This is a genomic window from Sphingobacterium sp. UBA6320, assembly GCF_002440335.1.
Classification (GTDB): domain Bacteria; phylum Bacteroidota; class Bacteroidia; order Sphingobacteriales; family Sphingobacteriaceae; genus Sphingobacterium.
Genome location: NZ_DJTA01000002.1, coordinates 156,599 through 172,970, shown reverse-complemented (window position 1 = coordinate 172,970; position 16,372 = coordinate 156,599). Strand labels below are relative to the sequence as shown.

The 16,372-nt window shown below is 36.0% G+C and carries 14 protein-coding genes; 4 read left to right on the top strand and 10 right to left on the bottom strand.

Annotation, left to right across the window (positions count from 1 at the left end; all coding sequences use genetic code 11):
• Positions 1-41 precede the first annotated feature (41 nt).
• The 9 genes from B3P23_RS01105 to panC all read right to left on the bottom strand — a co-directional run bounded on the left by B3P23_RS01105 (position 42) and on the right by panC (position 8,901).
• Complete coding sequence (locus B3P23_RS01105; RefSeq protein WP_045755040.1) at positions 42-602, bottom strand: DUF4136 domain-containing protein; 561 nt, start codon at positions 600-602, stop codon at positions 42-44.
• Positions 603-675: 73 nt separating this feature from the next.
• Positions 676-2,316, bottom strand: a complete 1,641-nt coding sequence (locus B3P23_RS01100) for an NAD+ synthase (protein WP_045755039.1) — start codon at positions 2,314-2,316, stop codon at positions 676-678.
• Positions 2,317-2,475: 159 nt separating this feature from the next.
• Positions 2,476-3,051 carry an FKBP-type peptidyl-prolyl cis-trans isomerase gene (locus B3P23_RS01095; protein WP_293923795.1) on the bottom strand — a complete coding sequence of 192 codons (576 nt, stop codon included), beginning with the start codon at positions 3,049-3,051 and terminating at the stop codon, positions 2,476-2,478.
• 345 nt (positions 3,052-3,396) lie between these two features.
• The gene (locus B3P23_RS01090) at positions 3,397-4,074 is read right to left on the bottom strand and encodes a hypothetical protein (RefSeq protein WP_293923792.1); all 678 of its coding nucleotides are present in this window, start codon (positions 4,072-4,074) and stop codon (positions 3,397-3,399) included.
• A gap of 72 nt (positions 4,075-4,146) precedes the next feature.
• Positions 4,147-4,614 carry a thioredoxin family protein gene (locus tag B3P23_RS01085; protein ID WP_045755037.1) on the bottom strand — a complete coding sequence of 156 codons (468 nt, stop codon included), beginning with the start codon at positions 4,612-4,614 and terminating at the stop codon, positions 4,147-4,149.
• An 18-nt stretch (positions 4,615-4,632) separates the two neighbouring features.
• Positions 4,633-6,960, bottom strand: a complete 2,328-nt coding sequence (locus tag B3P23_RS01080) for a TonB-dependent receptor (RefSeq protein WP_094773254.1) — start codon at positions 6,958-6,960, stop codon at positions 4,633-4,635.
• Between the two features lie 237 nt (positions 6,961-7,197).
• A complete protein-coding gene (locus B3P23_RS01075; protein ID WP_260948241.1) occupies positions 7,198-7,557 on the bottom strand; it encodes a hypothetical protein in 360 nt (119 codons plus the stop codon).
• Positions 7,558-7,647: 90 nt separating this feature from the next.
• A complete protein-coding gene (gene panD / locus B3P23_RS01070; protein WP_094773256.1) occupies positions 7,648-7,998 on the bottom strand; it encodes an aspartate 1-decarboxylase in 351 nt (116 codons plus the stop codon).
• Positions 7,999-8,055: 57 nt separating this feature from the next.
• Positions 8,056-8,901, bottom strand: a complete 846-nt coding sequence (gene panC, locus B3P23_RS01065; RefSeq protein ID WP_293923781.1) for a pantoate--beta-alanine ligase — start codon at positions 8,899-8,901, stop codon at positions 8,056-8,058.
• Between the two features lie 151 nt (positions 8,902-9,052).
• Here panC and B3P23_RS01060 point away from each other — a divergent pair, with 151 nt between their 5' ends.
• Both B3P23_RS01060 and ispF read left to right on the top strand, forming a co-directional pair.
• Entirely contained in the window at positions 9,053-9,877 is an 825-nt protein-coding gene (locus tag B3P23_RS01060) for a glycogen/starch synthase (RefSeq protein ID WP_045755033.1), read from the top strand.
• 199 nt (positions 9,878-10,076) lie between these two features.
• Positions 10,077-10,556 carry a 2-C-methyl-D-erythritol 2,4-cyclodiphosphate synthase gene (gene ispF / locus B3P23_RS01055; protein WP_045755032.1) on the top strand — a complete coding sequence of 160 codons (480 nt, stop codon included), beginning with the start codon at positions 10,077-10,079 and terminating at the stop codon, positions 10,554-10,556.
• On the opposite strand, the gene B3P23_RS01050 is transcribed toward ispF, so the two are convergent.
• Positions 10,553-11,770 carry a TCR/Tet family MFS transporter gene (locus B3P23_RS01050; protein WP_094773258.1) on the bottom strand — a complete coding sequence of 406 codons (1,218 nt, stop codon included), beginning with the start codon at positions 11,768-11,770 and terminating at the stop codon, positions 10,553-10,555. The two genes, ispF and B3P23_RS01050, sit on opposite strands and share 4 nt — an antisense overlap.
• Before the next feature lie 442 nt (positions 11,771-12,212).
• Here B3P23_RS01050 and B3P23_RS01045 point away from each other — a divergent pair, with 442 nt between their 5' ends.
• On the top strand, positions 12,213-14,468 hold the full coding sequence (locus B3P23_RS01045; RefSeq protein ID WP_260948247.1) for a transglycosylase domain-containing protein: 2,256 nt from the start codon (positions 12,213-12,215) through the stop codon (positions 14,466-14,468).
• Positions 14,469-14,542: 74 nt separating this feature from the next.
• On the top strand, positions 14,543-16,354 hold the full coding sequence (gene uvrC, locus B3P23_RS01040; RefSeq protein WP_293923768.1) for an excinuclease ABC subunit UvrC: 1,812 nt from the start codon (positions 14,543-14,545) through the stop codon (positions 16,352-16,354).
• Positions 16,355-16,372: the final 18 nt, after the last annotated feature.

The window sequence follows — 16,372 nt, the reverse complement described above, 5'->3', positions numbered from 1 at the left end:
ATGATGGATATCATGGCTTTTTTAGTATGATGATCATCCTCTTATTTTTTTGAAGAGGTTGGGTATTGTTTGAATATTCCTTTAACGACTTTAGCAATATTGGTCGTTGCTTTTTCAGGATTATTCACTTCACCTGAACCACGTGCTTGCCATATGACTTTATTTGTTTTACGATCTACGGCTTCTACGATTAAGTGAGCATAGCGGTAGCGTTCTTTAGCAACAGGGTAGCTCGCATATCCGTAGTAAGGTGAAAACCAAGGTCTGTACCAGTTCCAAGGACCACCCCACGCATAAGAAGTACCGTATACCAAGCGGCTTTTGTTATTGACAATTGTTATATAGCGAAATAACAAATCTGGATTATCCTTACTATAGGTAAGTCCTTTTGCATTTAGTTCGCTATTACTTGCATCTAAAATATTTGTGCGGGCAATATCATTATCAAAATATGACTTTGATAGTGAGTCTACAGGTGGTAGCCACCCATAAGTACGATATTGTGAGAAGTCAATTTTCTCATCGCGCATCGTATTGTATTGATAAGAGGCGCAAGAAGCAAGAATTAGACTTGCAAATAAGAAATAAATTATTTTTTTCATGACCAATAGGGTTAATTTTCTTTTAATTAGACAAATAGATCTATTAAAGGTTTAATAAAATGTTTAAAAAAAATTATTGATAAACAGCAACAAGTGGCATAGAACGACCAGGACCAAAAGCTTTTGGACTTATACGCAAAATGGGGGGGGCTTGAAACCGTTTAAATTCTGCATTATTGACCAATTTGGTGATCCTTTCTACGGTGCTTTCGTCAAATCCCAATGCGATTATTTCTTGCTTTGATTTCTGTTTCTCCATGTATTGAAATAGTATTTCATCTAGTAAGTCATAGGGAGGCAAAGAGTCCGAATCTTTTTGGTCAGGTCTCAATTCTGCCGATGGCGCTTTATCGATTGTATTGACAGGAATTATTTCTTGATTGCGATTGATATAACGGGCAAGGTCATAGGCTTTAGATTTATATACATCCCCGATGACAGAAATGGATCCCGCCATATCTCCGTACAAAGTGCCATACCCTACAGCAGCCTCACTTTTATTGGAAGTGTTCAAAACAATGTGTCCAAATTTATTTGAAATCGCCATCAGCAATGTACCTCTTGTTCGGGCCTGAATATTTTCTTCTGCTATGCCGGGTTGCTGTCCTTCAAAAAACGGAGCTAAAGTCGCTTCGAAAGCTTGCGTAATATCTTTGATCGGAATAATATGATGTGCACAATTCGTGTTTTTGACTAGATCTAATGCATCTTGAATGGAGTGGTCGGAAGAATAGATCGATGGAAGTAATATTGCTAATACATTTTCGGCTCCCAAAGCTTCACAAGCAAGTGCCGCTACTAAAGCGGAATCTAAACCACCAGAAAGACCTAATACCGCTTTCTTAAAACCTGATTTACGAAAATAATCGCGAAGTCCTAATAATAGCGCTTCATGGATCAGTGCTATTTCTTGATCTTGAGGTTCGGTATATGTTGTCGTAGATTGTATGGTTTGATCGCTGTAATCTACAATCTGCAAATCTTCTTCGAATTTTTTTAATTCACAACAAATTGCTCCGTTTTCATCCATAGCCAATGACCTTCCATCAAAAATGATATCCATGTGAGCGCCAACTTGGTTGACATAAATCAGTGGACGTTTAGCTTTGGCTACCTGCGATCTTAAAACGGCAAGTCGATCTTGATAATGGCTATATGAAAATGGTGAGGCAGCAATGTTGATCAACAGATCGGGGTTTTCTTGGAGTAGCTCCTGCATAGGATCACCTACATATGAATTATTCCCTTGGTCATCATCCCACAAGTCTTCACAGATGGTCAATGCTATTTTTGTATTTTTATACGTCAAACAAGTGAATTGACGATTGGGTTCAAAATAACGATATTCATCAAAAACATCGTAGTCTGGTAAAAGCCCTTTTTTACTGATATGGATAATTTTACCATTTTCCAAACAAACGGCAGCATTATAGAGTGCTTTTCCTTCAGAATCGGTATTAGGTATAGGAGCTCCAATAATGCATAATATATCTTGACAATGTGAGGCAATAACAGTTAACGAATCATGGCAGTTATTTAAAAATGCTGCGTTTTGTAATAGATCTTTTGCCGGATATCCTCCAATTGCTAATTCCGAAAAAACAATAATCTCAGCTTGTTGTGCTTTTGCCTTTTCAATAGCAGCAATAATTTTTGAAGTATTGGAACTGAAATTACCGATATGATAGTTTAACTGTCCTAAAGCTATTTTCATTTTACGATGTTATGTAATGTACTAAACGAATATGAGAGCAAGATAAGAAGTTTTTAGGGTACCTTTTGATCGAATTGTAATTTTTCTATTTTGATTTTGAATAAAAAAGGGATCCTTATCATGATAAAGATCCCTTTTCTATATGTTATCGTTTTGTGTTTATTTAATGTCAACAACTTCAATCATGAAATCTAGTGGCGAGTTTGCTGGTATTTTACCATTAGAGAGATTTCCGTAAGCCCAATATGAAGGTGTGATGATACGGATTTTAGCCCCTTTAGACAAGCCTTTAAAGGTTAACTCTCCGATTTTAAGATCTCCAATTTTTTTAGGAAAAAAAGCAATCTGCCAAGCAGGAATATATTGAGTTAGAAATCCGGTCATGCCTTCTTGAGATTGGTTCTGATCAAATACAGTTCCGTCAAGTAGCTGACCTGTATAGCGGACAGAAATTTTTGGAGTTACTGGAACTTTCTTTGTTTCTCCATAAACGATTGAATCTTTTGATTTGTATTCATATGCTCCATCTCCTTCAGCGATCACTTGGTACCAGATTCCAGAATTACTATCTAAAACCGCTACAGGAAGTTTAGCATCTACAAAAGTTTTAATGGCTTGCGCGTCAAGTTCAAATTGCTTATTTGCATCAAAATAATTATCATCATTTTTGTTGCATGATGCGAATGAGATTACAGCGATCGCTAAAACTATGAATTGTATCAGTCTATTTTTCATTTTTTAATTTGTTGAAATAATGCTTGTTTAAATATTTTAATTATATATGCTTGTGTTCTTTCTAAAAATAGTCAACTCTTTTATACTCAACTATTATTTTTTCGGATACTAATCAAATATACTGTAATGGCAGTACAAATATTAAAATATTTTAAAAGTTTTACGAAATTGGATGCTATTCATTACAATTTTTTAAATAACGATAAGTTGTTTATCATAAGATCTATAAAACAATAATACACACACAAATTTTCTATGTTGTAGTAAGCGAAATTTTCTTAAGGTAATTTTAACAGATAAAAGCATTCATTTTAATAGGATATTAAAATGAATGCTTTTGGTATTTTAATTGGCACCAACGGCTCCAATACTTTTTAGTTCAATAGTATATACTACTGGAGTGTTTTTTGGAACGGTTACTTTTTCACTTCCTTTCGTATATTCTGTTTGGTCAAAAGTATGGTAAGAAGGTGAAATAAAGGTAATTTTATCGTTCTTTTGTAATCCTTTAGGTAACAATCCGTCAAATCTTTCATCTTTACCTTGAATATTTATAATAGTTGGTACGAATGCATAAATCCATGCTATTCCATAGGTGTCAATAGCTGTACTTATATTTGAATAACTTTTCGGAACTCCATCTGTGTTTTTATCAAATACAGTTCCATTCATTAATTCGCCTTTAAAATTTAAGGTTGCTGACCAAGCTGACAACTGTGGACCATAATAACTAATGCTTCCTGTATATTTATAAGGTGTTTCATTTCCGGTAGCTAATTCCACCATGTACCAAATTCCGGTAGAATCAGAATATTTCGCTTTATCTCCCCATTTTGATTTGGCATATTGCTCTAATAAAGGAGCTTGTATTCTTTTTAATGAATCTCTGCGTACTTTTTCTAATCTTACTTTTTCAATTTGCTCTCTTTCAGCTTTCTCATAGTCAAAGTTATCTTTGTTACATGATGCAAAAATTAACCCTAAACATAAAAATGCCATTAAAAATTTAGTAATTTTTTTCATAATTTTTTAAATTGTATCTTATATTACCAGTAAAACGTTGTGTTTTTCGGTTTCGCTACAACAGATGTTAAATTATCTTAAAAAATTCGCTAACTCTTTTGGGCTAAGATATTTTTGCTTTATACTTTTTAATCTAAATGTTTTGTCATAATGAAGGAGTGTGGGAAAAATCATCTTTTGATTGGTTAACAATATGGATGCTAAAGGATGATATACTCCTGTCTGTTTTTTGAAAGATTGAGGTTTCCATGTATGTTGATCAAAATTAATTTCTTCGACTGATTCAGCATCTAGTTTAATCAGGTAGTAATTATCATTAATCAGTTCAGCGATTTCTTTTTTTGTAAATACCTCTTTTTCCATCTTTCTACAATAGCTACACCAATCAGTATGAATAAAAATGATCGTTTCTCTTGGAGCTACGCTTAATAAAGAATCTAATTGTTGGAAATTAGTCCAAATTATCCGCTCTTGGCCATAATGGCTGAGCGGATAAAGGGTAATCATTGTCAATAAAATAATTTGGTTCAAATATTTCATCTTATTTGAGGAATCGAATTAGTGAAAATGACCAATTTTTATACCAAAAGTTATTGTACGTGGCTTTGTTGGACCGTAGATATAATTTGAATCACGATTAGCTCCTCGGTCAAAATCTTTTTGGAAGGCATTAAACATATTTTGTACGCCTCCAAATAATTCGAGATTAAAATCTTTGTGAATAGCAAAAGTATAACCAAATCTTAAATTTAATTCCATAAAATCATGCGTATTTTTCAGTGTCATGATCTCTTGTTGTATATGCGAAATTTTCATATCTCCGGTATATACACCAGTAACATCGACAGCGAATCTCTCTGTTGCTTTCCAATTGGCATTTAAGTAGCCATAAACATTTGGAGTACGTAAAAAATCTTTAGACATGATGGCTTCTTGCCCTGGTTTGGCCTCTGCGATCAATTGTTCAGATTGGAATCTGGATCGTTGGATTGTTCCTCCTGCTTGTAAACTGAATATACTTGAGGGGGCAATGTTTAGTTCCACGTTTGTTCCAAATACATAAGCATCTGTACCGTTTCGCATTTCTTCAATCATGATATCGTTAGATTCGGATTTCAAAACAGTTGTAAAAGGATTATTTAATTGCGTGTAGAAACCTTCCACTAAAAGACTGGTCTGTGTATTTCCAAAGTTTCTGCTTAAATTAAATGAGCCTGTATAGGCATTGGAATATTCCGTTTTTAAATCTTGTCCTATTAATACAAATACCTGTTTTCCACCAATTGAAGTGACGTGCATATCTTCATTGAAGGCTTGTGGAGCACGAAATCCACGTGCATAACCTCCGCGAAACTGAATGTTGTTATTAATATCGTACAAAATCGTTAGACGGGGATTCCATGATCCAAAATTTTTCTGGCTACTCCGTTCCACCTGCTGCAATTGATAGTTCCCATCCACAAAAATATAGTCATATCGCATACCGATCAATGCTTTAAAAGAGGATATTGGTTTCCACTCGTATTGTGCATAGGTACCTATTCCTTTTGTTTTTTGGTCAATAATGCGTTGATAACCGGGGATCTGATCATTTGTTTTATTATAATTGAACTCAATACCACCTGTGAACACATCTTCATCAAAATTATTGGTGTATTGTGTGCCCGTTACGAACGATACATCGTCGGTATCACCATATGAATTTGCCGCTCTTAAACTATCCGTTGCTGTTGGAGCTTCGCCCAGTCCACCATAAAAGCTTTTACGTGTTGTTTTCTGTCCCGAGGCGTAAACAGATATTTTCTGTTTGTAATCTGACAGATAGTGATCATAGGTGATCCCTCCAATAAGGGAGCTTGTTTCCAGCTGTTCGGTGATAGCTGTAAAATGAGGTGCTTTGTTAAATTGATCTCCTCCTCTTCTGAATTCCTGAATGGTACTAAAATCTACGGTTATTTTATTGACATCGGAAGGCTTGAAAAATGCTTTAGTACCAAAAGTCGTATTATTTAGTTTTGTGATTTCCGAAAATCCATCTTTATTTTTGTCAAAAGGTTGACGATTACGATGCATACCATAAAAGGTAACACCGGTTTTCAAGTCTTCATCTACATATGAGGTGTTGAAGTCTACTGTATTATCCCAACTCCTGCCACCGATTAAAGAATTGGTGGATTTAATTTGCCAATCATTTTCAACAGGATCCTTGGTAATGATATTAATGGTTCCGGCAATTGCGTTTGCTCCAAATAGGGCAGAACCACCACTACGAACGACTTCAATACGGTCGATCATACTTGTGGGAAGTTGGTCTAGTCCATATACACTATTTAAAGCGCTGAATACGGAACGACTGTTGATCAAAATTTGTGAATAAGCACCTTCGAGACCATTGAGGCGAACCTGTGAAAAACCACAGTTTTGACAGTTGTTCTCTACGCGCACTCCTGGTTGATAGTTTAAAGTCTCAGACATAGCGACAGACTGTGTTGCCTGAAAAAGTTTAGGACCTAAGACTTGTACGATAACCGGAGCTTCTTTTTTACTTACTCCATAGCGGGTGGCGCTGACAACAACTTCATTGAGATGTAGATTGTCCGTATTTAATTTAAATTGTATGGTTGTATCAGAAGGCAGTATCGTTTGTTTTAAGGTTTGGTATCCTATAGCACTTATTTGTATACTTTGTCTTTGGCTGGTAATTTTCTGTAATTCAAAATTTCCGCTTGTATCAGATACTGTTGTATGAGTTCCGTTTTCCAGACTGATGGTTGCTCCAGAAATAGATTTCCCTTCATGATTGCTGATTTTTCCTTTTAATGTGTGTTGTGCATAGGTATATATACTGATTAGCATAAAGCAAATCAATAGCTGTATATTTTTCATGAGGATATTTGTCTTTTATAGTTACAGATTGATCATGAGCTGGGCTATTCATGATAAGGGTGTTGCCATATGGAACACGGCTATCATAAATGTCAATTTGAGCAAAAGGCTCATGATACTTTCACTTTTTTTTGTTTAAAATAATTAATATAGCACAGTTGATCGCGATGTGACTTGCAACTGCACGACGAATAGCATTCTTCTCTGACTTAGAGGAATGCAAAAGATGATGATATTTTAAACTAACGGGGGAGGACCTCGAAGGAAAGCATGGTCGACGACACAATTTTTGAAAATAGGTGTGTAGACCTGGTAAATGTAAACGTGAAAGATAGTCCGAATGGGATCTTCAAAAACTATAAATTCACTTTGAACAAAATTTTGATAATAGACAACATTTAGAAAATCAATTTGATCATCGGATTCTTGCTGTCGGGGTTGATCGTCTGTAAAATCATACGGGTGATTGTGCATGACAATCTCGCCGTTTGACTTGACTTCTTTGTGCATAAAAATAACACCAGAAATAATGATCAAGCTGATCAATGCAAGTTGCATGGATGCTAAGACCTTTCTGATATTTATTTTATATGACATGTCGCTAATAAAAAAAAGCACTCGATTTATACGAGTGCTAAATTATTGAAAATAAACCTAGCTTTCTATGGAAAGTTTATTTTTATCAGATTATTTTATAAGTTGATTGTTATCATCTGGAAAAACTAAGCTTGGAATATGTTTCTTCGCCTCTTCCATCTCCATTTGTGCGTACGATATGATGATCACAATATCACCTACCTGAACCAGTCTTGCTGCTGCTCCATTTAGACAAATAGTACCAGAGGCTCTTTTGCCAGGAATAACATATGTTTCTAAACGTGCACCATTGTTATTGTTAACGATTTGAACTTTTTCGTTTGCAATAATATTTGCTGCATCCATTAAGTCCTCATCAATTGTAATACTACCAACGTAATTCAATTCGGCCTGTGTAACCCGAACACGGTGGATTTTAGATTTCATTACCTCTATAAACATGTGGCAAAGTTAGATTTTTCTTGTAAAAATGTAAAGCTATTAAGTATAATGTGACAATTAATTCAAAATCATATTATCAATTAGGCGCACATCTTCCACTCTGGCGGTAACCAGAGCGACATATTGTTTACCGTTTTCAATAACGATAGCTTCCTGTAATGTGGTTGTTTCGCAGATAGCTAGATATTCTAAAGCGATACCATCACTCGTTTCTAACTGATTGGTGGCCATTTTTTTCAATTCAGGCAAATCGATGTTCTGAACATTATTCTTAATAAATTGAAGTGTCCTGAACAAGGCCAGCGCCTGTTGCTTTCCCTGTTCAGAAAGGCGCATATTTCTAGAACTTAAGGCAAGACCATTGTCATCTCTGATGATTGGACAGAGTGCAATGGTGATCGGTAAAGCTTTTTCTTTGATCATCTGTTCAATAACCATCACTTGCTGAAAATCTTTTTGACCGAAACAAGCGATATCAGGTTGAACTAAATTGAATAATTTATATACGACTTGTGTAACTCCTTGAAAATGTCCAGGTCTCATTTTACCTTCCCATATTTCATCCAATCCATGAAGGTTGATATGCCATTTTTCATCTTGATCAGGATACATTTCTTCCACTGTAGGTAAAAATAGAATCGTACAATTAGCGGCTTCCAATAAGGCAATATCCTGCTCAATTGGTCTGGGATATTTTTCTAAATCTTTAGGATCATTGAATTGTGTGGGGTTGACAAAAATACTGCAAACGGTTATATCTGACAACGGTTTAGCGTAATTCAATAACGAGATATGTCCTGCATGTAATGCACCCATTGTTGGGATAAGAGCTATTTTTTGCTGGTTGACTCGCGCTGTTTCCAGGTAATCTTGAAGCTCTTTTTTAGTCTTGAAAATTCTCACTTTTAGAAATTTTAATGCAGGGCAAATGTGAGGAATATATTTGTGAATATAAAACGATGATTTGTAAGGAATTGTATTGTCGGGATATTTTACGTATCTTTGTAGACCGATTTTACTGTTCTAATAAAAATAAAATAAATAAAAACTGGAGATGGCAAAAACGAAGATATTGTTTATAACCCACGAGATGTCGCCTTTCCTCGAATTAACTAAAATTTCTGAAATTACGCGTCAATTGCCACAGGCTATGCAAGAAAAAGGATTTGAAATCCGAATTCTTATGCCTCGTTTTGGTAATATCAATGAGCGTAGAAATAGATTGCATGAGGTGATTCGTTTGTCAGGCTTAAACATTGTGGTGGATAACAATGACAATCCGCTAATCATTAAGGTAGCTTCATTGCCTGCGGCACGTATGCAGGTTTACTTCTTGGATAATGAAGACTATTTTCAGCGGAAAAAAGTTTTTCGTGACGAGAATGGAGAATTTTTTAATGACAACAATGAGCGTTCGGTGTTCTTCTGTAAAGGAGCATTGGAGACGGTTAAAAAATTAGGTTGGTCGCCTGATGTGGTACATTGCCATGGATGGTTTTCAGCATTGGTGCCGGCTTATTTGAAGACGACATATAAAGATGATCCTACTTTTAAGGGAGCCAAAGTGATGTATTCGTTATATAACGAAGAATTCTCAGGTACTTTAGGAGATAAATACAGAGAGATTGCTCCTGAAGGTGCATTGACGCAAGAAGATGTTGCTACTTATGGTGACGGAAGTTATGTCAACATCTATAAAGGTGCATTGGATTTTACAGATGTAGCTGTTGTAGCTGAGGAAGGTGTGAATCCTGAAATTCTAGCATACGCAAAAGAAAAAGGCGTTCAGGTATTTGAGCCGAATGGTGATGAAGACTATGAAGCTTTTAGTGATCTGTTTGATCAATTCGCTCCGGTAGAAGAAGAGTCAACGGTCTAAGGAAAAGATAGGTAAGAACAAAAGCGTCTAAGTAATTAGGCGCTTTTTTTTGTTCCATCTACCAGAGCTAAAAAAGGATGGTCTGATTTGGGATAGAATGGGTTATATGAAATGATCAAATCTATCCTGTGGTTGCTAATTGTTTTATGATGGAATTAATGGCAGGGATGATCATTTAAAATGTTACCTTAGCTATATTATGAAAATTAAAGTTGGCTTTGGCTTTGATGTCCATCAATTAAAGGAAGGACATCCATTTATAGTAGGTGGAGTTGAATTGGACCATCATGCAGGTGCATTTGGACACTCTGATGCAGATGTTTTGGTACATGCAATTTGTGACGCATTGTTAGGTGCGGCTAATTTAGAGGATATTGGCTACCATTTTCCCAATACTGATGATCAGTGGAAAGGTATTAATAGTCTGGTTTTATTACAGCATTGTATTAAATTGATTGCAGATAAGGGATATACTTTAGGAAATATTGATGCCATGTTATGCTTAGAAGCTCCTAAGATCAAACCCTATATTAGTCAGATGAAAGAAAAAATCGCAGCAGCATCAGGTCTTGATGTGGAGGATATCTCTATTAAAGCAACGACCAATGAAACGATGGGTTTTATTGGGAGACAAGAGGGCGTAGTCGCTTATGCAGTTTGTTTGATTGAAAAAGCTTAACGTTTCTTTTTGCTTCTAAAAAAGAAACAAGCGATGATAAAACTGACGGCAGTCAGTACAAATCCGAGATAGAAAGGAGCTCCTGGTAAATAGAGAGCTTCTTTTTTGTCTGTAAAATGGGCAAATAGCCAGCTCATCACCGGTGGGCCAATGATGGCTGTTAGACTGATGATACTTGTCAACCCACCCTGTATCTGCCCTTGTTCATTGGATGGTGTTTCGTTGGATATCAAACTTTGGATCGCAGGACCGGCTATTCCAGCAAATACATAGGGTACAATAGCTAAAAAAATCAACCAAGGAGCAAAGGCCATCCCCATTAAAGGCATAGAGATCATATAAAGGCCGCAACCGATTAAAATACTTTTTTCTAAACCTAGTTTGGGAATAATAATACGAATAAGACCCGCTTGAACGACAGCTACTAATGCCCCAACAAAGCCTAAAGATATACCGACCATCCTTTCATCCCACTGATATCTTTCCATGGTGTAGTAAGACCAAGTACTCTGCACAGCATGCGAAGCAATATTGATTAAAAAAATACAGAAAAAGAGTTGTTTTAAGTGAGGATATTTGGCCAGTTGCTTGAAAGCGCCTACTGGATTGGCATTTCTCCATTTGAATGGTCTCCGATTATCTTTTTGAAGGGATTCAGGAATTAGAAAATACCCGTATAAAAAGTTGAGAAAACTCAATATCGCTGCAGCATAAAATGGAATCCGCGCACCATAATGCCCCAACAGTCCGCCTAATAATGGCCCTACAATAAATCCTAAACCAAAGGCAGCTCCTAATAAACCGAAATTCTGAGCTTTCTTTTCCTGTGAGCTGATGTCTGCTATAAATGCAGCAGCAACGGTATAACTTGCGCCAGTAATACCGGCAATAAATCGACCTATAAATAACCAAAGAATAGTCGGTGCTAAGCCCATTAAAAGGTAATTGATGGAGAAACCTAGTAGTGAAATCAATAAAATAGGTCTTCTTCCAAAGCGATCACTTAAGTTGCCTAATACAGAGGCAAAAAAGAACTGCGTAAGGGCATAGCAAAACATAAGCAGTCCGCCATAACGAGATGCATCACTCAATGTTCCACCAATTAATTCTTCTATTAATTTGGGCATGACCGGAATGATAATACCCAATCCGATGACATCAATTAAGACAGTCAAAAAAATGAAGAATAAACTTTTTGAGGTACTAACGGACATATATACTGCGTTTTGTTTTAATCACGTAAAATATCAATGAAGCGATAATAAAATTAATCATCAGGTGGACGCATCCAAGTATAGATGGCCAAGATATTTGAGTTTAAATCTAAACTAAATTTCTGAAATACCAAGCTTCAGTGATATTCAAAATTGTAATTCGATCGCTTCCATGGTTTGGGTTTAACCCAATAGATTTGATTAATTGTGCGATATGGACCTGAATAGGTAATAATTTTTATTGATTTTAACTTGTTTTTAAGTTGTGAATGATTCTTTTTTAGGTTTTTTTTTTACGGATGTTGTATGGAATGGAGATTCCTCAAAATATTTGTAATATCTTTGTTGTCATGCATATAATCTTTGGCACATTATCTGATGTTGTAGCGAAGAATTATGTTAACATTTTTATAACGATCAAATCGAGAAAGAATAAGGTTCAATGAAGAGAGAATCAAAAAAAAACCAACTGCAACCAGAGGATGTCAAGCGGTATACACGTAATTTCTGGAAATTTATTATTGGAATAATAGCTTTTGGATTTCTATTTATATTTAGTGTACGCATGGGGTTATTTGGCAAATTGCCATCTTTTAGCGATTTAGAAAATCCTAAAAGTAATTTAGCTTCTGAAGTTATTACCGAAGATAATAAGGTTTTAGGTACTTATTATATTCAGAATAGATCTAATGTAAAATATAGTGAATTATCTCCTTATTTGGTGCAAGCACTGATTTCAACAGAAGATAAACGTTTCTATGATCACTCAGGGATTGATTATACGCGCACATTTACAGTTATTTTCCACACACTGACAGGGAATAAACAAGGTGGTAGTACCATTACCCAACAATTGGCACTCAATTTATTTTCGGATGGCCGAGCTAAAAGTGCTCCCAAACGTATCATTCAAAAATTTCAAGAATGGATTACTGCTGTTCGATTAGAACGTAATTATACAAAAGAAGAGATTATAACAATGTATTTTAATACGGTAGATTTTGGAGCCTATAATACTTTTGGTATTAAGTCTGCTGCACGTACCTATTTTAATACGACTCCAGATAAACTTACCGCTGATCAAGCAGCATTATTAGTCGGGATGCTTAAAGGTCCCGGTGTTTATTCTCCAGTAAGATATCCTAAAAATGCATTATCACGTAGAAATACAGTTTTAGATAATATGAATAAGGCTAACTTTATTTCTTTGGAGGAAGAAGCTGCCGCTCAGGCAAAACCGCTTGGATTACAGTTGAAAATTGCAAACTATGGTGAAGGTCTAGCACCCTATTTTCGTGCAGTATTGAAAGAAGAGATCAAAAAGGAGTTTTCAAGACTTTCGATCACCAAATCTGACGGTACTCCTTATGACTTGGATCGTGATGGATTGAAGATTTATACAACGATCAATATGACGATGCAACAATATGCGGAGGATGCTCAAAAAGAATGGATGAAATCATTGCAAGTAAAATTCAATGCGCAATGGAAAAGTAGAGATGCATTTAAAGGAGCTAATGCCAAATTATTGACTACAGGTATGCGACGTTCTGAACGTTATCGTATCCTTAAAGAGAATGGACTTTCTGAAGATGAAATTAAAAAAGCATTTAAGGTAAAAGTACCGATGTCAATTTTTACTTGGAAGGGCTCTGTTGATACAGTTATGACTCCATTAGACTCTATTCGATATAATAAATTGATGTTGCGTAATGCGATGATGTCTATGGAACCGAAAACGGGACATATTAAAGCATGGGTTGGTGGCATTAATTTCGAACACTATAAATATGATCAAGTAAAAATGGGTACTCGTCAAGTAGGATCGACAGCAAAACCTTTTACTTATGCCGTTGCAATTGATAATGGCTATTCTCCATGTTACAGTATTCCCAATTATCAGCAAACTTATGGTAATTGGACACCTCGCGGGACAGCTGAAGGTGGAAACCCAATCACATTAGCAAATGCGCTAGCTTTATCTCAAAACTATGCGACAGCATATCTTGTAAATCAGGTAACACCAGAGGCAGTTGCAGCTTTGACCAAGCGCATGGGTATCACAAGTGATGTTCCTAATTATCCTTCCATTTCACTTGGAGCTTATGAAGCTTCTGTATTTGATATGGTAGGCGCTTATTCTGCTTTTGTCAATCACGGTACTTGGATAGAGCCAAATGCAATTTTAAGAATTGAGGATAAAAATGGAACACCTATTTATGAAAAAGCTCCTAAAGTGGTCAAAGCATTGAATAGTGAATCTGCCTACATTATCGTGGATATGTTAAAATCTGTTGTTTCCAAAGGTACAGCAAGAAGAATTCAATGGAAATATCATTTAACGAATCCGATTGGAGGTAAGACAGGTACTACAAATGATAACTCAGATGCTTGGTTTATCGGAATAACACCTGAATTGGTTTCGGGTGTATGGACTGGTGCTGAAGATCGAGGTATCAGCTTTGCGAATATGCAAGATGGACAAGGTGCGGCAGCTGCGATGCCGGTATTTGCACTATATATGCAGAAGATATACGCTGATAAGAACCTAAATTATACGAAAGGTGATTTTGAACTTCCTGAAGGAGGATTGACCCGAGTGGTAGATTGTTCCAAATACTGGAGTGGGGGCGGAAGTGCCGGTAGTGATAGTACGGGTTCTGAATCAAGCTTAAATGATGATCGGTTAGGTTTTTAAATAATATTAAATATAGGTATAAAGCCAGGTAATATAGTTTTTCGAAATTTGTTATCTGGCTTGTTTTATTGAAGATGAACGTGTTTGATTATAAAGAAGAGCTCAAAAGAATTCCACATAAACCGGGTGTTTATCAGTATTTTGATAAGCAGGATATACTGATTTATATCGGTAAGGCCAAAGATCTCAGAAATCGGGTAGGTTCTTATTTTGTAAATGAAACGCAACACAACGGTAAGACAAGGGTATTAGTGCGTCAGATCAACCGTATTGCTTTTACAATTGTAGATACAGAGATTGATGCTTGGTTGTTGGAGAATTCATTGATTAAGAAGCATAAGCCTAAGTATAATGTATTATTAAAAGATGATAAGACCTATCCGTGGATCGTTATTAAAAATGAACGTTTTCCTCGAGTTTTTTGGACACGCAAGCATATTAAAGATGGTTCCCGCTATTATGGCCCTTATGCGTCTATAGGGATGATGCACATTGTGCTGGATGTCATCCGGGATTTATTCCCGTTACGTACTTGTAATCTGGCATTGACTCAAGAGAATATTGCTCGAGGTAAGTTTAAGATCTGTCTCGAATATCAGATCGGAAATTGTAAAGGACCGTGTGAAGGTTATCAGTCTGAAGAGGATTATGACCAAAATCTGAGCGATATAAAAGATATTTTGAATGGTAAAATTTCGGTTGTCACCAATCGGATTAAAGAGCAAATGCAAACAGCTGTTTCAGAAATGAATTTTGAAAAAGCACATGCTTACAAGATGAAATTAGACAAATTGGATTTTTATCAAAGTAAATCCACCGTTGTCAATTCATCAATCACGAATGTCGATGTCTTCAGCATTGCATCGGACGAGAGCTATGCTTTTGTCAATTACTTAAAAGTAATGAATGGTGTTATCATCCAGACACAGACCGTTGAGATGAAACGGCGGCTGGATGAGACCGAACAAGAACTTCTAGCTTTGGCTATTCCTGAAATTCGAGATCGATTCAAAAGTTTATCACGAGAGATCATCGTTCCTTTTGAATTGGACATTCAAGAAAATGATCAAATCAAATTTACAGTTCCAAAATTAGGCGAGAAGAGAAAATTATTGGATCTATCGCTGAAGAATGTGGCTTTTTTTAAGAAAGAACGCTTGTTGCATTATGAGAAACTAAATCCTGATGTAAGAGTTGATCGTATCTTGACGCAGATGAAGAAAGATCTGCGGTTGAATGTGTTGCCCCAACATATCGAATGTTTTGATAATTCCAATATACAGGGAAGTTATCCTGTATCGGCCATAGTGGTATTTAAAGATGCAAAACCATCAAAAAAAGATTATCGACACTTCAATGTGAAGACAGTGGTTGGGCCTAATGATTTCGCTACGATGGAAGAGGCGGTATATAGGCGATATAAGCGTGTTTTAGATGAAGGGACCGGATTGCCTCAGTTGATTATTATTGATGGTGGTAAGGGGCAGTTAAGCGCTGCGTTGAAAAGCTTAAAGTTATTGGGGATAGAAAAACAGGTGACGGTGATCGGTATTGCCAAAAGATTAGAGGAGTTGTATTATCCAGGTGATCAATATCCCCTATATTTGGATAAAAAATCGGAAACACTAAAAATTATACAACACCTTCGCGATGAAGCCCATCGATTCGGAATCACTTTCCATAGGAACCAACGTAGTCGAAAGACTTTTGTTTCTGAATTGGAGGATATCCCTGGAATAGGAAAAACCACAGTGGAGAAACTGTTGACGACCTTTAAGTCTGTCAAGAAGATTAAAGAGGCGCCTGAAGAAGAGCTGAAAAAATTATTAAACCTCAAACAGTTGCATGCTCTTTTAACTTATTTTAATCGCATTGATCAGAACTAAAATTTATACTATAGAAAA

Bases quoted from the DNA above. Each gene is read 5' to 3' on its own strand.
- B3P23_RS01105 (WP_045755040.1), bottom strand. From the start codon at position 602: ATGAAAAAAATAATTTATTTCTTATTTGCAAGTCTAATTCTTGCTTCT.
- B3P23_RS01100 (WP_045755039.1), bottom strand. From the start codon at position 2,316: ATGAAAATAGCTTTAGGACAGTTAAACTATCATATCGGTAATTTCAGT.
- B3P23_RS01095 (WP_293923795.1), bottom strand. From the start codon at position 3,051: ATGAAAAATAGACTGATACAATTCATAGTTTTAGCGATCGCTGTAATC.
- B3P23_RS01090 (WP_293923792.1), bottom strand. From the start codon at position 4,074: ATGAAAAAAATTACTAAATTTTTAATGGCATTTTTATGTTTAGGGTTA.
- B3P23_RS01085 (WP_045755037.1), bottom strand. From the start codon at position 4,614: ATGAAATATTTGAACCAAATTATTTTATTGACAATGATTACCCTTTAT.
- B3P23_RS01080 (WP_094773254.1), bottom strand. From the start codon at position 6,960: ATGAAAAATATACAGCTATTGATTTGCTTTATGCTAATCAGTATATAT.
- B3P23_RS01075 (WP_260948241.1), bottom strand. From the start codon at position 7,557: ATGTCATATAAAATAAATATCAGAAAGGTCTTAGCATCCATGCAACTT.
- panD (WP_094773256.1), bottom strand. From the start codon at position 7,998: ATGTTTATAGAGGTAATGAAATCTAAAATCCACCGTGTTCGGGTTACA.
- B3P23_RS01060 (WP_045755033.1), top strand. From the start codon at position 9,053: ATGGCAAAAACGAAGATATTGTTTATAACCCACGAGATGTCGCCTTTC.
- ispF (WP_045755032.1), top strand. From the start codon at position 10,077: ATGAAAATTAAAGTTGGCTTTGGCTTTGATGTCCATCAATTAAAGGAA.
- B3P23_RS01050 (WP_094773258.1), bottom strand. From the start codon at position 11,770: ATGTCCGTTAGTACCTCAAAAAGTTTATTCTTCATTTTTTTGACTGTC.
- B3P23_RS01045 (WP_260948247.1), top strand. From the start codon at position 12,213: ATGAAGAGAGAATCAAAAAAAAACCAACTGCAACCAGAGGATGTCAAG.
- uvrC (WP_293923768.1), top strand. From the start codon at position 14,543: ATGAACGTGTTTGATTATAAAGAAGAGCTCAAAAGAATTCCACATAAA.